Source organism: Streptomyces sp. NPDC004788 (genome assembly GCF_053601115.1).
In genome coordinates, this window is the sequence record NZ_JBSGBF010000048.1 from 1 (window position 1) to 18572 (window position 18572).

Annotated in this window: 17 protein-coding genes and 1 tRNA gene; 4 read left to right on the forward strand and 14 right to left on the reverse strand. The window is 73.4% G+C overall.

The window, feature by feature from the left end; genetic code table 11:
* Positions 1-1607, forward strand: a 1607-nt coding sequence (locus ACWEJX_RS21380) for a response regulator (protein ID WP_451608998.1), incomplete at its 5' end; no start/stop codon positions are given.
* A 169-nt stretch (positions 1608-1776) separates the two neighbouring features.
* Here the strand turns inward: ACWEJX_RS21380 and ACWEJX_RS21385 are convergent.
* The 12 genes from ACWEJX_RS21385 to ACWEJX_RS21440 all read right to left on the reverse strand — a co-directional run bounded on the left by ACWEJX_RS21385 (position 1777) and on the right by ACWEJX_RS21440 (position 13295).
* Positions 1777-3432: a long-chain fatty acid--CoA ligase gene (locus ACWEJX_RS21385; protein WP_451608999.1), complete on the reverse strand. Its 1656-nt coding sequence runs from the start codon at positions 3430-3432 to the stop codon at positions 1777-1779.
* Between the two features lie 176 nt (positions 3433-3608).
* On the reverse strand, positions 3609-4142 hold the full coding sequence (locus tag ACWEJX_RS21390; protein ID WP_451609042.1) for a SigE family RNA polymerase sigma factor: 534 nt from the start codon (positions 4140-4142) through the stop codon (positions 3609-3611).
* Positions 4143-4355: 213 nt separating this feature from the next.
* Positions 4356-5204, reverse strand: coding sequence for a DUF1906 domain-containing protein (locus tag ACWEJX_RS21395; protein ID WP_451609000.1), 849 nt, complete (start codon positions 5202-5204; stop codon positions 4356-4358).
* A 331-nt stretch (positions 5205-5535) separates the two neighbouring features.
* Positions 5536-6702, reverse strand: a complete 1167-nt coding sequence (locus tag ACWEJX_RS21400) for a lipid-transfer protein (protein WP_451609001.1) — start codon at positions 6700-6702, stop codon at positions 5536-5538.
* Positions 6699-7094 (reverse strand): MaoC family dehydratase, encoded by a 396-nt coding sequence (locus ACWEJX_RS21405; protein WP_451609043.1) that lies wholly within the window; start codon positions 7092-7094, stop codon positions 6699-6701. Before ACWEJX_RS21405 ends, ACWEJX_RS21400 begins: the two co-directional genes overlap by 4 nt.
* A 14-nt stretch (positions 7095-7108) precedes the next feature.
* Positions 7109-8104 (reverse strand): acyl-CoA dehydrogenase family protein, encoded by a 996-nt coding sequence (locus ACWEJX_RS21410; RefSeq protein WP_451609002.1) that lies wholly within the window; start codon positions 8102-8104, stop codon positions 7109-7111.
* A gap of 1 nt (position 8105) precedes the next feature.
* Positions 8106-9065, reverse strand: coding sequence for a bifunctional MaoC family dehydratase N-terminal/OB-fold nucleic acid binding domain-containing protein (locus ACWEJX_RS21415; RefSeq protein WP_451609003.1), 960 nt, complete (start codon positions 9063-9065; stop codon positions 8106-8108).
* Entirely contained in the window at positions 9062-10264 is a 1203-nt protein-coding gene (locus ACWEJX_RS21420) for an acyl-CoA dehydrogenase family protein (RefSeq protein WP_451609004.1), read from the reverse strand. Before ACWEJX_RS21420 ends, ACWEJX_RS21415 begins: the two co-directional genes overlap by 4 nt.
* 173 nt (positions 10265-10437) lie before the next feature.
* On the reverse strand, positions 10438-10746 hold the full coding sequence (locus ACWEJX_RS21425; RefSeq protein ID WP_451609005.1) for a hypothetical protein: 309 nt from the start codon (positions 10744-10746) through the stop codon (positions 10438-10440).
* Positions 10747-11111: 365 nt separating this feature from the next.
* Positions 11112-11561 (reverse strand): hypothetical protein, encoded by a 450-nt coding sequence (locus tag ACWEJX_RS21430; RefSeq protein ID WP_451609006.1) that lies wholly within the window; start codon positions 11559-11561, stop codon positions 11112-11114.
* 141 nt (positions 11562-11702) lie between these two features.
* Positions 11703-11787 (reverse strand) — tRNA-Ser (locus ACWEJX_RS21435).
* A gap of 59 nt (positions 11788-11846) precedes the next feature.
* Entirely contained in the window at positions 11847-13295 is a 1449-nt protein-coding gene (locus ACWEJX_RS21440) for a S1C family serine protease (protein ID WP_451609007.1), read from the reverse strand.
* Positions 13296-13444: 149 nt separating this feature from the next.
* Between ACWEJX_RS21440 and ACWEJX_RS21445 the strand changes: the two genes are divergently transcribed.
* The 3 genes from ACWEJX_RS21445 (at position 13445) to ACWEJX_RS21455 (ending at position 16301) form a co-directional block, all read left to right on the forward strand.
* Positions 13445-14269 (forward strand): glycerophosphodiester phosphodiesterase, encoded by an 825-nt coding sequence (locus tag ACWEJX_RS21445; RefSeq protein ID WP_451609008.1) that lies wholly within the window; start codon positions 13445-13447, stop codon positions 14267-14269.
* Positions 14270-14376: 107 nt separating this feature from the next.
* A complete protein-coding gene (locus ACWEJX_RS21450) occupies positions 14377-14988 on the forward strand; it encodes an ATP-binding protein (RefSeq protein ID WP_451609009.1) in 612 nt (203 codons plus the stop codon).
* 335 nt (positions 14989-15323) lie between these two features.
* The gene (locus tag ACWEJX_RS21455; RefSeq protein WP_451609010.1) at positions 15324-16301 is read left to right on the forward strand and encodes a DUF5926 family protein; all 978 of its coding nucleotides are present in this window, start codon (positions 15324-15326) and stop codon (positions 16299-16301) included.
* Positions 16302-16520: 219 nt separating this feature from the next.
* On the opposite strand, the gene ACWEJX_RS21460 is transcribed toward ACWEJX_RS21455, so the two are convergent.
* Together ACWEJX_RS21460 and ACWEJX_RS21465 are read right to left on the reverse strand one after the other, a co-directional pair.
* Positions 16521-17144, reverse strand: a complete 624-nt coding sequence (locus ACWEJX_RS21460; protein WP_451609011.1) for a hypothetical protein — start codon at positions 17142-17144, stop codon at positions 16521-16523.
* A gap of 241 nt (positions 17145-17385) precedes the next feature.
* On the reverse strand, positions 17386-18201 hold the full coding sequence (locus tag ACWEJX_RS21465; RefSeq protein WP_451609012.1) for a bifunctional DNA primase/polymerase: 816 nt from the start codon (positions 18199-18201) through the stop codon (positions 17386-17388).
* Positions 18202-18572: the final 371 nt, after the last annotated feature.

Consider the following 18572-nt stretch of genomic DNA (forward strand, 5'->3'; position numbering starts at 1 on the left):
TGCCCGGCGGGTATCCGCAGGTCGACGCCGGTCAGGGCCTCGTCCTCGGTCCCGTACGCGAACGACACGTCCTCGAAGGCGATCTCGCCGCGCAGGAGGCCGGGCCGCGCACGCCGTTCGCGCTGGGTCCCGCCGAGGCCGACCGCCCCGACGTGGTGCACGACGCCGTACGGACGGCGCCGGAGGACGACCACACGCCGCCGCAGCCGCACCCGCTGCCCACCGTCGCCGCGCCGGCCATGCCTGCCGCGCCGGCCATGCCTGTCATGCCTGCCGCGCCTGCCACGGCGACGGCGACGGCGGCGACGGCCAGCGGGACCGGTACCGGCTCGATCCCGCTTCCGCCGGAGGTCCCCGCAGCCGTCCCCGCGGCCGCCCCCGCGGCGCCCGTGACGCCCCCGGCTCCCGCTCCCGCAGCCCCGGCCGTCCCCGCGCCCAAGGACGCCACCGCCACCCAGGGCCGCGCGTTCAGCGTTCGCACCCTCGGGCAGGGCGTGCCCCTCGCGCCGCCCGCGAGCCCCTCCGGCCGGCGCCGCAAGCTCGGCAACCCGGCCGAGGAGAACCGCCCCGAGCCCGCCGTGCAGGAACTGCCCAAGCCCGTACCGGCTCCGACTCCGGCTCCGGTGCCGACCCCCACGCCGACGGCGGCTCCCACGCCCGCGCACGGACCCGTTCCCGGACCTGTTCCGGGACCCGTCCCCGGACCTGTTCCCGTAACCGTTCCCGTACCCAAGCTGAGCCCGGCGCCCGCGCCGGAAGGCCGTGCGTACGCGATAGAGGCGCCCGCCGAGGGATCGGCGGAGGGGCCGGAGCCGCTGGACGGACCGGGTGGGGCCGTGGAGGTGGCGAACCGGCCGCAGCCGCAGCCCGTGGACGACGAACTGCCCCCGGAGCCGCTGGACAACCCGCGCCGGCTGCTCGTCTGGCCCGCGCCCGACGTCGCCACGCAGCAGGCGCTGAGCGACCGCGGCTACCGCCCCGTGATCGTGCACTCCCGCGAGGAGGTCGACGCGCAGATCGCCGCCTTCCCGGCCGCGCTCTTCGTCGACCCGCTGACCGGGCCCATCACCCGTACCGCGCTCCAGTCGCTGCGTCAGGCCGCCGTGGCGGCCGAGGTGCCGGTGCTGCTCGCGGCGGGCCTCGGGCAGGCGACGCGGGAGGCGGCGTACGGCGCCGACCCGGCCGTCCTGCTCAAGGCGCTCGCGCCCCGGGACAGCGAGCAGCACCCATCCCGGGTCCTGCTGATCGAGGAGCACGACGACATCGCGCAGGCGCTCGCGGCGACCCTGGAGCGGCGCGGGATGCAGGTGGCGCGGGCGGCGGCCGACACGGACGCGGTCGCGCTCGCCCAGCAGCTGCGGCCGAACCTGGTGGTGATGGACCTGATGCAGGTGCGCCGCCGCCGGGCCGGGATCATCGACTGGCTGCGTGCGAACGGGCAGTTGAACCGCACCCCGCTCGTCGTCTACACCTCGTCGGACCTCGACGAGGCCGAGCTGCCGAAGCTGTCCTCGGGCGAGACGGTGCTCTTCCTCGCCGAGCGGTCGACCAGCACCGAGGTGCAGGCCCGGATCGTGGACCTGCTCGCGAAGATCGGCACCAACTGACCCACGGGCGGGGCCTGTCGGTGCCGGTCACGCGGCGCGCCAGTACGGCGCGCCAATGCGGCGCGTAAGAGCTGCGCGTCAGAGCGCTGCGTCCGTACGGCGCGTCAGAGCGCTGGGTCCGTACGGCGCGTCAGAGCGGGGCGTCAGAGCTGCGCGTCAGTGCGGCGCGTCAGAGCCGCGTGACGTCCAGCTCGCCGTCCGCGTACTGCTTGCGGATCACCTTCTTGTCGAACTTCCCGACGCTCGTCTTCGGGACGCTCGGCACGACCGCCCAGCGCTCCGGCAGCTGCCACTTCGCGATGCCGCCCTCGGCGGCGAGGAAGGCCCGCAGCTCCTCGTAGTCCGCGCTCGCGCCCTCCTTGAGGACGACGGTCGCGAGCGGCCGCTCGCCCCACTTCTCGTCCGGGACGGCGACGACGGCGGCCTCGGCGACGGCCGGGTGGCCCATGAGGGCGTTCTCCAGGTCGACGGAGGAGATCCACTCGCCGCCGGACTTGATGACGTCCTTGGCGCGGTCGGTGAGGGTGAGGTAGCCGTCGGCGCTGATGACGCCGACGTCGCCGGTCTTCAGCCAGCCGTCCGCGCTGAACTTGTCCTCGGGGCGGAACGGTTCGCCGTGCGCGCCGCCGTAGTAGGCGGCGGCGATCCAGTTGCCGCGGACCTCCAGCTCGCCCGCGGACTCGCCGTCCCAGGGCAGGACGTCGCCGCCGGCGCCGACCAGGCGGGCCTCGACGCCGGCCGGGAAGCGGCCCTGCGTGACGCGGTAGGCCCACGCCTCCTCCGGGGTGGTGGCGTCGGCCGGCGGGTGGGCCACGGTGCCGAGCGGGGAGGTCTCCGTCATGCCCCAGGCGTGGATGAGGCGGACGCCCAGCTTGTCGTACGCCTCCATGAGGGAGGGCGGACAGGCGGCGCCGCCGATGATGACGTCGGCCATCGAGCTGATGTCGCGCGGGCGGGCGGTGACCTCGGCGAGCAGGCCCTGCCAGATGGTGGGGACGGCGGCCGCGTGGGTCGGCTTCACGCGCTCGATCATCTCGGCGAGCGGGGCCGGCTGGAGGAAGCGGTCCGGCATCAGCATGTTGACGCCCGACATGAAGCTCGCGTGCGGCAGTCCCCAGGCGAGCACGTGGAACTGCGGGACGACGATGAGCGAGGTGTCCTTGGCGCTCAGGCCCATCGACTCCGTCATGTTGACCTGCATGGAGTGCAGGTAGATGGAGCGGTGGGAGTAGACGACGCCCTTCGGGTCGCCGGTGGTGCCGGAGGTGTAGCACATGGCGGCCGCGGCGCGCTCGTCCAGCTCCGGCCAGGCGTACGTGGTGGGCCGGCCGGCGATCAGCTCCTCATAGCCGTGGACGCGCGGCGTCACCCCGTCGAGGAGCGATCGGTCGCCGGGGCCCGTGACGACGACGTGCTCGACGGTCGGGAGGTGCGGCAGCAGCGGGGCGAGCAGCGGCAGCAGCGAGCCGTTGACGACGACCACGCGGTCGGCGGCGTGGTTGACGATGTAGGCCAACTGCTCGGCCGGCAGGCGCAGGTTGAGGGTGTGGACGACCGCGCCCATGGCGGGGATCGCGAAGTACGCCTCGACGTGCTCGGCGTTGTTCCACATGAGGGTGGCGACCCGCTCGCCCTCGGTGACCCCGAGTTCGTCGCGCAGGGCGTTCGCCAGCTGTCCGGCGCGCGCGCCCGCCTCCGCGAAGGTGCGGCGCTGCGGCTCGGGCTCTCCCGTCCAGGTGGTGATGACGGACTTCCCGTGAATCCTCATCCCGTGCTCCAGGATGCGGGTCACGGTCAGCGGTACGTCCTGCATGGTGCTCAGCACGGCGTCCTCCCGGTGGGCGCGCTACGCGGCAGTAATGAACTGGGGTGCTGCCGATTCTGCTCACGTACCTCGCGGTATGTCACTACCCGGGAGTAGGCAATTTGCCAGTGATTACTGGCGTAACTGAGGGTAACGCGGTCAATTCAAGGACGCGCGTGCAGGGCGGACGGCGCAGGTCACCGCACGGGGGCCAGCTCCGGGTCCTCGCGGAGTTTGCCGAGCGCCCGCGAGACGGCGCTCTTGACCGTGCCCACGGACACCCCGAGCACCTCGGCGGTCTGCGCCTCGCTCAGGTCCTCGTAGTACCTGAGGACGACCATCGCCCGCTGGCGGTCCGGGAGCTTCATCACGGCGCGCCACATCGCGTCGTGCAGGACCTGCCGCTCCGCCGGGTCGCTCTCCGGCAGCCCGGCCGGCTCCGGCAGCTCGTCACCGCACGCGTACTCGTCGACCTTGCGCTTGCGCCACTGCGAGGTACGGGTGTTCAGCAGCGCGCGGCGGACGTAGCCGTCCAGGGCGCGGTGGTCCTCGATGCGCTCCCAGGCCATGAAGGTCTTGGTGAGCGCCGTCTGGAGCAGGTCCTCGGCGTCGGCCGGGTTCGCGGTCAGCGAGCGCGCCGTGCGCAGGAGGACGGGGCCGCGGGCCCGTACGTACGACGTGAACGACGGGAACGCGGCCGTGGAGGCGCCGGCGCAGACGGGGCCAGACAGTGGCGGAGTCATGCCTCCACGCTAGGAGCGGGCGGGCGTGCCGGGGATCGCCCGCAGGTCCCGAACCGCACTCCCCCTCAGGTTGTAGGGGTGGGGGCCGCCTCACCTCCTCTGGAAGGAGCCGGACCGGATCCGAGTCAGGGTCCCGGCCTCAGGGGCGCACGCCGGAGCGGGGTCGCGGGCGTGGGTCAGGAGCGTGAGTCGGGGGGCGGTTCAGAGTTGTGGGACGACGCGGGCCACCGGGGCGTCGACGACGCTGCGGTCGATCGTCATCCGCCTGCCGCCGTACGTCTCGGTGACGTTGCCCGCGTACTGGTGGATCCGCCCGTGCGGCTGCCAGGCCGAAGGGCTCAGCACGCTCTCCGTGTCGAGCGCGGGCCCGCCGCGCCAGCGCGCGAACCACACCACCGACGGCAGGTCCGGCACGCCCGCCACCCGCTGCCGCTCCATGTCGCGGACGCCGGTGTCGGCGCTGCTGTAGAAGCCGGGTACGTAGCCGAGCCGGCGCACCTCGCGGTCCCACGCCCGGACGAAGCGGAGGGTGGTCGCGAGGCAGGCGGCGTCACCCGGTCGGTACGCCTCGATGTCCAGGTAGAGCGGGCTCGCCCGGTCGATGCCGAGGGCCCTGGCGGCGTTCACCGCGTCGCCGGCCTCCTGGGTGCCCTGCCGCCAGGGCGTGCGCCCGATCGCGTACTTCCGCTTGGCCGCGGAGTTCACGCACGGCGCCTGCGAGCCGACGAACAGCGGCAGGAGCCGGTAGCCGAGCGCGTGGACGGTGTCGACCCAGCCGCGGCTGAGTTCGCGCTGGGCGGGGCAGCCCCGGCCGCGGCCGCCGAAGTACACCCCGACGGCCCGGTACGGCGAGGCCCGCCAGGCCCGCATCACTGCGGTGGACGGCGCCTCGCAGGTGTCGAAGGCGCTGCCGGAGAAGAAACTGAGGGCGGGCGCGGGGGCCGGTGCGGCGGGCGCCCGGGGCGGCGCCGGGATGCCGTGGGCGGGGGCGGGGGCGGTGAGGAGGGCGGCGAGCACGGCGACGGCGAGCGCGGCGGCAGCGGCGAGCACGGCACGGACGGGCGGGCGGCGGTGGCCCGGCGAGCGCAGACGACCGGGCGGGCGCCGGTGGCCCGGACGGCGCCGGGGGTCCGACCCGCGCAGAGGGCCCGACCCTCGCGAGGGGCCCAGCCCGCGGAGGTGGCCCGGTCCGCGCCGGAGGCCCAGCCCGCGCCGGAGGCCCGGCGGGGCACTCTTCACGGCGGTCAGGGCAGTCACGTCGGTCGCCGCGGTCGAGCGACTCAAGCGACTCAAGCGACTCAAGCGACTCAAAGGACTCAAGGGGCTCATGGCGTGAGTGAAGAGCCCTCCGCCGCGACCGGCCACCGCTCAGGCCGTCGCCTCAGCCGTCCGTGCCCAGGATCAACCCGGACGTGGGAACCCCGGTGCCCGCCGTCACCAGCGCCCGCGCGGCGCCCGGCACCTGGTTCACGGAGGTGCCGCGCAGCTGCCGTACCGCCTCCGCGATCCCGTTCATGCCGTGCAGGTACGCCTCGCCGAGCTGCCCGCCGTGGGTGTTCAGGGGCAGCGCGTCCGCCGCGACGAAGTCGGCCGCCTCGCCCGGCCCGCAGAAGCCGAACTCCTCCAGCTGCATGAGGACGAAGGGGGTGAAGTGGTCGTAGAGGATGCCGACGTCGATGTCGCCGGGCGCGAGCCCCGAGCCGCGCCACAGCTGGCGGGCCACCACGCCCATCTCGGGCAGCCCGGTCAGCTCGTCCCGGTAGAAGCTGGTCATCGCCTCCTGGTTGCGGCCCGCGCCCTGGGCGGCCGACACGATCACGGCGGGCGGGCGGGCGAGGTCGCGGGCGCGCTCGGTGGACGTGACGACGATCGCCTGGCCACCGTCCGTCTCCTGGCAGCAGTCGAGCAGCCGCAGCGGCTCGGCGATCCAGCGGGAGGCGGCGTGGTCGGCGAGGGTGATCGGCTTGCCGAAGAAGTACGCGGCCGGATTGGTCGCGGCGTGGCGGCGGTCGGTCACGGCGACATGGCCGAAGGCGTCCGGCGTGAGCCCGTACGTGTGGAGGTAGCGCTGGGCGGTCATGGCGACCCAGGAGGCCGGGGTGAGCAGCCCGAACGGCAGCTGCCAGCCGAGCGCCGCGCCCTCGGCGGAGGGCTCGCGGTGCTGCACGCCGGAGCCGAAGCGGCGGCCCGAGCGCTCGTTGAAGGCCCGGTAGCAGACCACAACGTCGGCGACGCCGGCGGCGACGGCGAGGGCGGCCTGCTGGACGGTGGCGCAGGCGGCGCCACCGCCGTAGTGGACGCGCGAGAAGAAGGACAGCTCGCCGATGCCGGCGGCCTGGGCGACGGTGATCTCCGGGCTGGTGTCCATGGTGAAGGTGACCAGGCCGTCCACGTCGGCGGGCCGGAGCCCGGCGTCGTCGAGGGCCGCGTGGACTGCCTCCACGGCGAGGGTCAGCTCGCTGCGGCCGGAGTCCTTGGAGAACTCGGTCGCGCCGATGCCGGCGATGGCGGCGCGGCCGCCGAGCGCGTCGGGGGAGTGGAGGCTCACCGGGGGACCTCCACCGTGACCGTGCCGGTGACGTGGTGGCCGAGGCTGTTGGCCCCGACGACCTTGATCTGGACCGTGTCGCCGTCGGAAGCCGTGGTGACCTGCGTGACCGTGCCGGTCAACGTCATCGTGTCTCCGGGGTAGTTGGGGGCGCCGAGGCGGATGGCGACCTTGCGCAGGACGGCGCGGGGGCCGAAGTGGTCGGTGATGTAGCGGCCGACCAGGCCGTTGGTGGTGAGGATGTTCATGAAGATGTCGGGGGAGCCCTTGGCCCGCGCCAGCTCGGCGTCGTGGTGGACGTCCTGGTAGTCGCGGGAGGCGATGGCGCCGGCGACGATCAGGGTGCGGGTGACGGGGACGGTGAGCGGCGCCAACTCGTCTCCGGGCCTCAGCGCGTCTCCAGGTGTCATCGCGTCTCTCCCTGTGCGAGCAGGTCGCCCAGTTCGGCGAGGAGTTCGGTGCCGCAGCCCAGATACGCGTCGAGCTGCCGGCCCCAGAGGAAGTGCCGGTGCACGGGGTGGTCGAGGTCGGCGCCCAGGCCGCCGTGCAGGTGCTGCCCGGCGTGCACGACCCGCTTGCCGGCCTCCGAGGCCCACCACGCGGCCGTCAGGGCGTGCTCGGCGACGGACAGCCGCTGGTCGTACCGCCAGGCCGCCTCGTAGGCGGTGACCCGGATGGACTCCGTGTCCATGTAGGCGTCGGCGGCGCGGAGTTGGACCGCCTGGTTCGAGGAGAGCGGGCGGCCGAACTGCTCGCGGACGGAGGTGTACGCGACCGCGCGCGCCAGCGAGCCGGCGCAGACGCCCGCCTGGAGCCCGGCGAAGGCGATCCGGGCGGCGGCGAGCACGTCCTCGTACGCCTCCGGCCCGGGGCCGCCGATCCGCTCCCCGGACGCCGGGTCGAGGACGGCGCGTCCGGCGGACCAGGGCGCGGTGAGCTCGACGGGTTCGACGGCGTCGCCGGTGACGGGGACGAGGTGGAGGGTCTTCCGCTCGTCCGGTACGAGGACGTGGGTGGCGTCCCGCAGCCAGGGCACCCAGTACGACGAAGACGCCGGGAAGGCGCCGGTCACGACGGTCGTACCGGCCCGAAGGCCCGGCAGCAGCCGGGCGCGCTGCTCCTCCGTACCGTGCCGGGCGACGGCGAGCAGCCCGTACACCGCGCTCGCCGTGAACGGCACCTGTGCCGTCGTGCGCCCCTGCTCCTCGGCGAGCAGCACCAGGCCGAGCAGCCCGGTCTCCTCGACGGCCTCGACGAGACCTGCCGCGCACAGCGCCTTCCACAGCTCGGCGTCCGTGCCGGTGCCGGCGGCGGCGAGCCGCTCGTGGGTGGCGAGGTCGCCGAAGATCCGGGCGGCGAGGTCGCGGGCGGCCTGCTGCTCCTCGGTGGGGTCGAAGTCCATGTCAGCCCTCCGATCCGGCGCGGAAGACGGGCAGTTCGAGCTCGTCGTCCACGCGCAGGAACTCCAGCCGGACCGGCATGCCGATGCGGACCTTGTCGTACGGGACGCCGACGACGTTGCTGATCATCCGGACGCCCTCGGCGAGTTCGACGAGCGCGACGGCGTAAGGGCCCGCCGCGTCAGCGGCATCATCGGACACAGTGAAGGCCGGGAAGGGCGGGTGGTGCATGACGACGTACGAGTAGACGGTGCCGTCGCCGCCCGCCTCGACGGTGTCCCAGGCGAGCGAGCCGCAGGCGTTGCAGCCGGGCAGCCAGGGGAAACGGAGGGTCGCGCAGTCGGCGCAGCGCTGGATGAGGAGGCGGTGCTCGGCGACTCCCGCCCAGAAGCCGGCGTTGTCGCGGTTGACGACGGGCCGGGGCCGCTTCGGCTTCGGCTCGCGCCGCTGCTGCTGCTGCTGCGCGGGCGCGTACTTGAGGACGCGGAAGCGGTGGGTGCCGGCGAGTTCGCCGTCGGCGCGGATGTCCATGCGGGTGGTGATGAAGTGGCCGGTGCCGAGCTTGGTGGTCTTGCGGGGCGAGACCGACTCGATGACGGCGTCGAAGGTGATCGTGTCGCCGGGGCGCAGCGGGCGGAGGTACTCCTGCTCGCAGTCGGTGGCGACGATCGAGGTGCAGCCGGCGCCGTCGAGGAGGGCCGACAGCTCCTCGTACGCGCCGGAGCGGCCGGTGCCGTCGGTGGGGTGGCCGGACAGTCCGCCCATGGTCCACGCCTGGAGCATCGTGGGCGGCGCGATGGCGTCGGGGCCCTCGTACGCCGGGTTGGTGTCGCCCATGGCCTCGCACCAGTGCCGGATCATGGGCGCGTTGACCGGGTCCCTGCCGACGGACGCGGCGGACGTGGTCCGCCCTTCGTACGCCTTGAGCCGCTCGTACAGGGAGTCTTCCGCCTCGGGGTTCATCGCCGCCCCCTCCCCTTCATCCCGAGCCGCATCGTCGCGACGAGCTCGCGCTGCACCTCGCTCACGCCGCCGCCGAAGGTGTTGATCTGGGCGGCCCGGTTCATCCGCTCAAGCTCGCCGACGCCGACGCGGACACCACCGCCGGCGCCCTCCCCCAGCGCACCGGGTGAGCCGGCCCGGACCAGTCCTGCGGGGCCCGCGATCTCCTGGCAGATGCGGTAGACCTCGACGGCCGACTCCGTTCCGGCGAACTTCACCCCGCCGGCGTCCCCCGGCGCGAGCCGCCCCGCGCCCACGTCCCCGACCAGGCGCCAGTTGAGCAGCCGGGTCGCCGCGAGCCGGGCGTGCGCCTCGGCGGCCCGGATGCGCACCCAGGGCTCGTCGGTCCGGCGCCGCCCGGTCGCCGGGTCGGGGGTACGGGCGGCGGCGAGGGCCGCCTCGTAGAAGTCCTCGGCCTGCATGCCGATGGCGGCGAGCGCGACCCGCTCGTGGTTGAGCTGGTTGGTGATGAGGCCCCAGCCGCCGTTCTCGGGGCCGACGAGGTTGTCGGCGGGGACGCGGACGGAGTCGTAGTAGGTGGCCGTGGTCATCAGGCCGCCGACGGTCTCGATCGGGGTCCAGGAGAAGCCGGGTGCGCCGGTGGGGACGAGGACGATGGAGATGCCGCGGTGGCGGGGGGTCGCGGGGTCGGGGTCGGTGCGGCAGGCGAGCCAGATCCAGTCGGCGTTGTGGGCGTTGGAGGTGAAGATCTTCTGCCCGTCGACCAGCCAGTCGTCCTGGTCCCTGACGGCCCTGGTCCTGAGCGAGGCGAGGTCGGTCCCGGCCTCGGGCTCGCTGTAGCCGATCGCGAAGACGGTCTCGCCGCGCAGGATGCCGGGGAGGAAGCGGGCCTTCTGCTCGTCGGTGCCGTACTTCATCAGGGTCGGGCCGACGGTGTTGAGGGTGACCATGGAGACGGGGGCGCCGGCGCGGTAGGCCTCGTCGAAGAACACGAACTGCTCGTCGGGCCCGCGGCCCTGGCCGCCGTACTCCTCGGGCCAGCCGATGCCCAGCATGCCGTCGGCGCCGATGCGGCGCAGCAGCGCGCGCTGGGCGGCGGTGTCGGCGGGGGGCGGGGGGCCGTCGGGCATCAGGTCGCGGAAGTACGCGCGGAGCTCGGCGCGCAGCCGCAGCTGGCGTTCGGTCGGAGCGAGATGCACGGTGTGGCCCTCTCGTCAGAACTCAGGTTTTCTGACTGTCCGTCAGAAAATGGAGCCCTGTCAAGGTCACGGATGCGGCGAACGGGGAACACGGGAACGGCCCGCACGCCGGTACCGAAGTACCGCCGCACGGGCCGTCGTTCACCCCGCCGTCATCTCCCCCGTCGGGCCGGTCACCACCACAGCGGATAGAAGTTGACCACCGCGTTGTCCTGGTCGATGTGCGTGAAGGCGGAGCCGTTCACGCTCGCCGTGTTGTTCTGGTTGGAGGCGCCGGAGCCGGTCGCCACCTGCTGCGTGGTGGTCGAGTTGCCGAGGTTGCTGCCGCCCACGCCGCTGCCGAGGATGGTGGCGACGCTGGTGTTCGATCCGTTGTCCGCGAATCCTCCGTTGTCGGCCTGGGCCACCCCGGTGAAGAGCGCGGCGGCGAGGGGCAGGGCGGCGGCAGCGGCGAGAACGCGGGCGGTACGGATGCTTGCCATGTCTTGTTCCTCCAGGAACTGAAGCTCTGTAGCTGAGGCGCTGAACTACCTTCGAGAACCGGGCAGTTGGCCGACTGCCTCGGTCGTTGTGCTCGACGTCGCGAGACCAGAGTTGCCCACCGAATCCCCGGCGAACCACCCCGGAGTGCCCGATTCCCCCTCAAGCGTGAGGACAAGTCGATAAACCCTCTTGCCGTCAAGAAAGCCGCAGGTCGGGCGTGTCGCGACAGGGCGCGGGGCAGGGAGGCCGGGCGCCGCAAGAGGCGAAGCGTTTCGCCGGGTTTCCCCGCTTTCGCCCCGCGTCCCTCAGGTCGACCCCGCCTCTCCCGTCACGGCCGAACACGCGCACGAGCGGCGCTCGCGTCTCAGTCGCCGGAGAAACCCCAGAAGTAGATCTCCTCGGGCTTCCCCTGGTCGTCATGGAGCACGGCGCACCGCCCGTACCAGCGCCACTGGTCGAACTCCCCGAAGCGCGGCACGTCGGCCCGCGTCAGCCTCCGCCTGCCCAGGACGCTCAGGGCCTCCTCCTCGGTGACCTGCTTGACCGTGCCGTAGTCCGGCTCCTCGTCCGGTCCGATGACCTTGAAGATGTCGAGGATCGAGTGCGTGCCCTCCTCCTGGACGAGCTCGTCCTCCCACAGCTCCTCCTCGGTCTCGGGCCACGGCCGCCGCTCCCCCGCCGGCAACCAGTCGCCCTCGGCCCCCGGCCCCCAGTAGTAGGCCCGCTCCTCGAAGACCTTCCGCCGCAGCGCCTGGAACGCCCCGACGAGATCCTCCTGGTACGGCACCGAGTAGTCCCACCCCGAAGCGCCCACGCGCCCTCCCAAGCCTGCTCCGCACTCTGCAAGAACGGCCCGGACGCTAACAGCGCCCACTGACACACGGCCCCGGCCGGACCGGAGGCGGACAACGCGAAGGGCGGGCCCCGTTTCCGGAACCCGCCCTCTCATCTGCTGCGGTGGGTGTGGGATTTGAACCCACGGTGACTCTCGCCACGACGGTTTTCAAGACCGTTCCCTTAGGCCGCTCGGGCAACCCACCCGTGCTCTCCGCGCCAACCGGCGGCCGAGCGGCTACAGCCTACCGGCTGGCGGGCGCGGTCAGCTGTCGCCCGTGCGTTCGCCGAGGGTGACCGTGGCGGTGGCGGTCTTGCCGGCGCGGACGTAGGTGATCTTGACGGTGTCGCCGGGCTTGTGGGTCCAGATCTCGCTGATGAGGGTCGGGCCGCTGTCGATCTGGCGGTCGTCGAAGGCGGTGATGGTGTCGCCGGGCTTGAGGCCGGCCTTGGCGGCCGGGCCGTTCGGGGTGACGGCGGCGGTGCCGCCGGTGCCCTGGTCGGCGATGGTGGCGCCCTCGCCCTTCTCCTGCATGTTCACCGTGGCGCCGATGACCGGGTAGACCGGCTTGCCCGTCTTGATCAGCTGCTCGGCCACGTTCTTGGCCTGGTTGACCGGGATGGCGAAGCCGAGGCCGATCGAGCCCGCCTGCGACTGGCCGTAGCCGCTGCCCGCCGACTGGATCGCCGAGTTGATGCCGATCACCGCGCCGCTCGCGTCGAGCAGCGGGCCGCCGGAGTTGCCCGGGTTGATCGAGGCGTCGGTCTGCAGCGCGCTCATGTACGAGTTCTTGCCGCCGGAGCCGTCGCCGGAGGCCACCGGGCGGTTCTTGGCGCTGATGATGCCGGTGGTGACCGTGTTCGACAGGCCGAAGGGCGCGCCGATCGCGATCGTCGAGTCGCCGACCGCGACCTTCTCCGAGTCGCCGAGCGGCAGCGGGGTCAGGTCGGACGGCGCGTTCTTCAGCTTGATCACGGCCACGTCGTAGCCCTGCGCGCGGCCGACGACCTCGGCGTCGTACGTCTTGCCGTTGGAGAAGGTGGCGGAGAGCGTGCCGCCGTCCGCCGCGGAGGCCACCACGTGGTTGTTGGTGACGATGTGGCCTTCCTTGTCGTAGACGAAGCCGGTGCCCGTGCCGCCCTCGCCGTCGATGCCGCCGGACTTCGCCTGGATGGTGACGACGCTCGGCAGCGCCTTGGCGGCGACCGCGGCGACCGTGCCCGGGTCGCGCTTGAAGGAGGAGGGGGCCTCGCCGGACGAGACCGTCGTCGAGCTCGTGGAGTCGCCGTCGCGCTGGGACGCCGCCCAGTAGCCGATGCCGCCGCCGACACCGCCGGCGACCAGGGCCGCGACGAGGACCGCGGCCACCAGGCCGCCGGTCCGCTTGCGCGGGGGCTGGGGAGCGGCGGCCGGCTGGGGCGCTCCCCAGGACGGCGTCACGGGCGGGGCGGGCGGCCAGCCACCGGCGGCGGCCGGGGAGGAGGCCGGGGCCGGGGCCGGGGCGGGGGGCACGGCCGTCACCGGCTCCTGGACCGCCGTCACCGGCTCGGCGGGCTGCTCGGCGGGCTGCTCGGCGGGCTGCTTGGCGAGCGGCTCGGTGGGCTGCTCCGCCGGAGGGGTGGCGGGCGGCGCGGGCGGGGTGGGAGGAGTCGCGGGGGCGGACGGGGCAGTCTGGTCCGCCGGAACCGCCGTGCCCTCGTTCTCGGTGCTCACAGCTCTCTCCTCGTACACTGCGCGGTCAGGTCGTCAATCGTGCTGCGGTCAGCTTTTCCCACAGCACGTCAGGCCACTGTAAGCCGGAGCTGTGCGTCTGCACCCGATTGTTTACTTGGGGGCAAACCGGACAGCCGTACCATGACGCGGTGACCCACGCACCCAAGCCGCCGAGCCGCCCGCTCCCCGTCCAGGTGGTCGCCCACCGCGGCGCCTCCGAAGACGCCCCCGAGCACACCCTGGCCGCCTATGTGAAGGCCATCGAGCACGGAGCCGACGCCCTGGAGTGCGACGTCCGGCTCACCGCCGACGGCCATCTCGTCCTCGTCCACGACCGGCGCGTCAACCGCACCTCCAACGGCCGCGGCGCCGTCTCCGCCCTCGAGCTCGCCGATCTCGCCGCGCTCGACTTCGGTACGTGGAAGGGGCGCGACGAGTCCGGCGAGGTCCCCGACTGGGGCGACCCGGAGGCCACCTCCGTCCTCACCCTCGAACGGCTCCTGGAGCTGGTCTCCGACGCCGGCCGGCGGATCGACCTGGCCATCGAGACCAAGCACCCCACCCGCTGGGCCGGACAGGTGGAGGAGAAGCTGCTCCAGCTGCTCGACCGCTTCGGGCTCGCCAAGCCGGCCGCGCCCGAGGAGTCGCCGGTCCGCGTCATGAGCTTCTCGGCGCGTTCGCTGCACCGCGTCGCCGCGGCCTCGCCGACGCTGCCGACGGTCTCGCTCTCCCAGTTCGTCACGCCCCGGCTGCGCTCCGGCGGGCTGCCGGCGGGCGCGCGGATCGCCGGCCCCTCGATCCGGATCGTGCGGCACAACCCGACCGTGATCCTGCGGCTCCAGAAGGCCGGCCACCAGGTCCACGTGTGGACCGTGGACGATCCGGAGGACGTGGAGCTGTGCGTACGGCTCGGGATCGACGCCATCATCACGAACCGGCCGAAGCAGGTCCTCGCCCAGCTCGGCCGCGCATAGGCACGTAAAAGCGGTGCCGGCGCGGCCACTTGAGCCCCTTCTGCCCCGGCTGTCACACGGGTGCGGGGTGTGCACCGGCGCGTTCGGAACGTACGCGATCGTCACGAGTGCGTCACCGGAGGGGTACTGGCCGGTTTCCGGTCCAGGCCATTGGGGCATTCACCTCGTGGCGTGGGGCGAAGGAGGTCTCGGGGGTGGCGTTGGTGGTGGCACAGGAGGTGCCCACGTCGTCGAGCATGGCCGTACCTCATGGCCCTGCGGGCGTGGGTGAGGCGCGACACCGGATGCGGGAGCAGCTGAGCCGCAGCGGGATGTCCGAATCGGTCGTCGACGACGCGGTGCTGATCCTTTCCGAACTGCTGAGCAATGCCTGTCGGCACGGCAGACCGCTGGGCCCCGGCGCGGACGTGGGCGACGGTGACGTACGGGCCGCCTGGAGCGTCGACAGACGCGGCGGCCTCATGGTCGAGGTGACGGACGGCGGCGGCCCGACCCGCCCGGTTCCGGCCACCCCGTCGGTGACCGCGCGCGGCGGCCGCGGGCTGAACATCATCAGCGCGCTCGCCCAGGACTGGGGCGTCCGCGACAGCGCGACGGGCGAGGTCACCGTCTGGGCCCTCGTCACCGCGGGTGAGGGCCATCGCCGCGAGGACTTCGCGACACGGGTCGGCGGCGGCCCGGGTCTGGGCTTCCTGGACGCGTACGACGACCTGGACTGACGACGGGCGGGGCGGCGCGTTCGGCGCCGCAGTCGCTGGGACACGGGACACGGGACCCGGGACACGGGACACCGGACACGGGGAAGGACGCAGGGACACAGGGACGGGCCGGGCGCCGACGGTGCTCGGCCCCGCCCCGTACGCCGGGCCCCCCGCCGTACGCCGGGCCCCGTCCCGTACGGGAGGCCCCGCGCCGTACGCCCCGCCCCGCCGCGCTTCCCCCCGCCGCCCCCCCGTGCTCGCCCCGCGCGGTGGTGCCTGGGCCCCGTTGCGGACCCCGGGCGGCTAGGCTCGCGGCCATTACTGGATCGCCGCGATCGGGAGAAAGACCCACCATGGCCAAGAAGCGCCCCCAGACGAAGCCCGGCAAGGCCGGGCAGGCACAGGTCACGAGCGGGGAGATCCCGGTCGTCGGTGCGCGCGAGCCGTGCCCCTGTGGTTCGGGTCGCCGTTACAAGGCGTGTCACGGGCGGGCCGCCGCGCACGCCGTGACCGAGCTGGTGCAGCGCCCGTTCGAGGGGCTGCCGGGCGAGTGCGACTGGGTCGCGCTGCGCGAGCTGGTGCCGGCCGCGACCGTGCCGCTCACGCTGAAGGACGGGCTGCCGGAGGGCGTGCCGTCCGTGACCCTGGCGACCGTGCTGCCGATGGCGTGGCCGGCGCTGCGCCGCGACGACGGCTCGGTGCTGATCGCGCTGCAGAACGAGTCGTCCACCGGTGACCTGGCCCGCGACCTCGCCGACACCCTGCAGCGCGCCCTGGTGGCCGAGCCGGGCACGCCGGTCGCCGCGCGGCGCGTCGAGGCGGAGGGTCCGCGGCTGCAGGAGCTGCTCGACCCGAACAGCGATTTTGCGCCGGAGGTGCACTCGGGATTCGAATTCTGGATTCCGGAGACGGCGGACAATTCCAACCCGGAGGTCGCCGCCTCCCTGGAGCGCGCCAACGCCGCCGCCATCCCCACCGTGAAGCTGGCGAGCGTCGACGCCGCCTACTGGTGCGAGGTCCCGGAGAAGAACCACCTGCGCTGGGTCATGCCGCACCCGGAGGAGAAGCTGCTCGACGCACTCGCCCGGCTGCAGGCCGCCGGTACCACCTCGCTGGGCCCGGACACCCGGCTCGTGGGCTCCTTCCGGGCCCACGGCCTGATGGTTCCGGTGTGGGACCTGCCGAGCACGATGACGGCGGAGGACTGCGAGAAGCCGGCCGCCGAGTTCGCCGAGCGGCTCGCCGCGGCGCTCGCGAGCGACGCTCCCCTCACCGTCGAGGAGCGTCGCGCACGCGGCGGCCTCACCAACCGCCAGGTGACGCTCAGCTGATACCCCAGGTGGTATCCGTGACTGACAGACCGACCAGTCGGTGACGTCGGCCACAAGATCTCGCCGGAAGGGCCAAATCCCTGTCCGAATAACCGAGATCGAATTTGCGAACGGCCAATCTCTTGTTACCGTTCTGGAAGCCCGGTCGCTGGTGCATCCCCCGTCGCCAGCGATCGGGCCTTTCCATGCCCTGGATCCGGTCCCGGATCCGTACGAGGCTCAACTACCCTCCGGCTCCGCCGCGTTGCTCCCCGAGCGCAGCAGCAGCGGCGTGTTGTCGCCCTCCCCGGACCCCGCGAATTCCGCCACCGCCGAATAGTCCGCGTGATCCGCGGAGGCGCGTCCCGTCCGGCGCTCCCTCGGCGTCTCGCACGTCCCCGGTTCGTCCCGCGCCTCGACCGCGCACCGCACCTGTACGGTCCGCCCGGCGGGCGCCATCAGGGTGAGCACGGCGTCGAGCGGCTGGCCCGTCGCGTTGCGGTAGTACGTACGCGCCCAGGTGTCGGCGCCCTCGGACACCACGCACGTCTGGGCCTCCACGCCGTCCGGGGAGGCGAGTTCCGGGCCGCAGCGGGTGGCGGGGGAGGAGACCGCGGTACGGGCCGGGGCCAGGCCGAGGTCAGCGAGCAGGCCGCCCTTCGGCCCGGCGTGCACCCGGTCGTGGTTCTTCGCCGCCGACTCGCCGTCCGTCGCCGGCTCGCCGTCCGCCGCCGACCCGCCGTCCGTCGCCACCGACTCGTCCGCCGACGTCCCCGACGGGCCGGCCGTCGCCGCGATCGGCACCAGGACGGCGACCGACACGACGACCCCGAGGGCCAGTACCCGCAGCTGCGCAGGTCTCACGCGGACGCGCCCTCCTGTCGAAAGACCCCCGAAGATCCTCCGGCGAAGATATCCGCGGCCGGCGGGCTCCCGGCCGGCCGCGCGCCCGATTCCCCTGGATGCCCCGGCCCTCCACACCCGTACGGGTGAAGGCTCCGCGCACGAGTCGGTACGCGGGTCAGTGCCCGGGTGAGTGCACTGGTCCGTGCCCGGGCGAGTGCACGAGTCCGTGCCCGAGCCCGTACGCGGGTCGGCGCACCGGTCAGTGCGCGAGCCTGCTGCCGCCGCCCGGTGTGCTCGTGCCCGCCTCGACGAGCGCGTCCACGACCGCCTCGACGTCCGGCAGCCACGGCCGCGCGGAGCCTTCGAGCGGCGCCCGCTCCCAGCGGACGTGGCCGGTCCCGGTGGCCGAGGGCGGCAGCGGCAGATAGCCGCCGTCGCCGTGGAAGCGCAGCGAGCCGGGCACGCTGTCCTTCGCGTAGAGGAGCTCGCCGAGCCGTTCGAGGCCGTACGGGGCGACGAGGAGGGCCATCCGGTCGGGCGTGGCCACGACCGGGCCGAGCCGCATGCCCTGCGCGTCGAGCGCGGCGAGGGCGCGGGCGCCCGCGGCGGCCGGCAGGCTCACCGCGCACGGGGCGCGGCCGCCGGTGGCGAGCAGGACCGGGGCGTCGGGACGGCCGCCGAACCACCAGCGGATCATGCGGGCGTCGGTCGTGGCCGCGAGGAGGCCGGGGTCGAAGGGGTGGGCGCCGGGTACGACGCACTCGGGGTCGGGACACGCACAGCTCGCGACGGCGGCGGCACCCCCGTCCGTACGGGCATCCGTGCGGGCATCCGTGCGGGCATCCGCGCGGGAAGCGGCTCCCGGTCCGGCTCCCCGTCCGGCGCCCTGCCCCGTCGTACGCGCTCCGCCCGACCGCAGCCCCACGCCCGGCAGCACCGGCCAGCCCCAGGCGGTGGCGTACAGCAGCGCCGCGTCGAGCTGACCAGGGACGGTCTTCGCCACGCCCTCCATGCCCGCACCGCGCCTGCCGCGCCGGAACCGGAGCCTGCGTCGCCTTCCGGGGATCTCGCGCATGAGCGCTCGTCCTTTCCGTTGAACGCCAGAATCCACATCACACACGCGCACACATCACACCGTGTGCACGTCTTTTCACTGTGCGTACGAGCTGCGCCCGAGCTCCGTGGGCAGTCCTGCCGGAACACGTTCCCCGCCACTCGGGGATAGGGGTGCGGCCTGCGGTGATGAGGACGCCCGGGTTCCGCGTCCGTATTCAGAGGCGTCGTCAACTGCCCCTGCCCGTCACCGATTACGTACCCGTCACGCTCAGAATGACGCGCTTTCAAACGACGCCAGTCGACCGCAAATGGTGCACACCGGGGGTAATTTTCGGCCAACTTCCCCTAGTCTTCAACCCTCTCGCACCGCCCCACGGACACCAGAAGTCC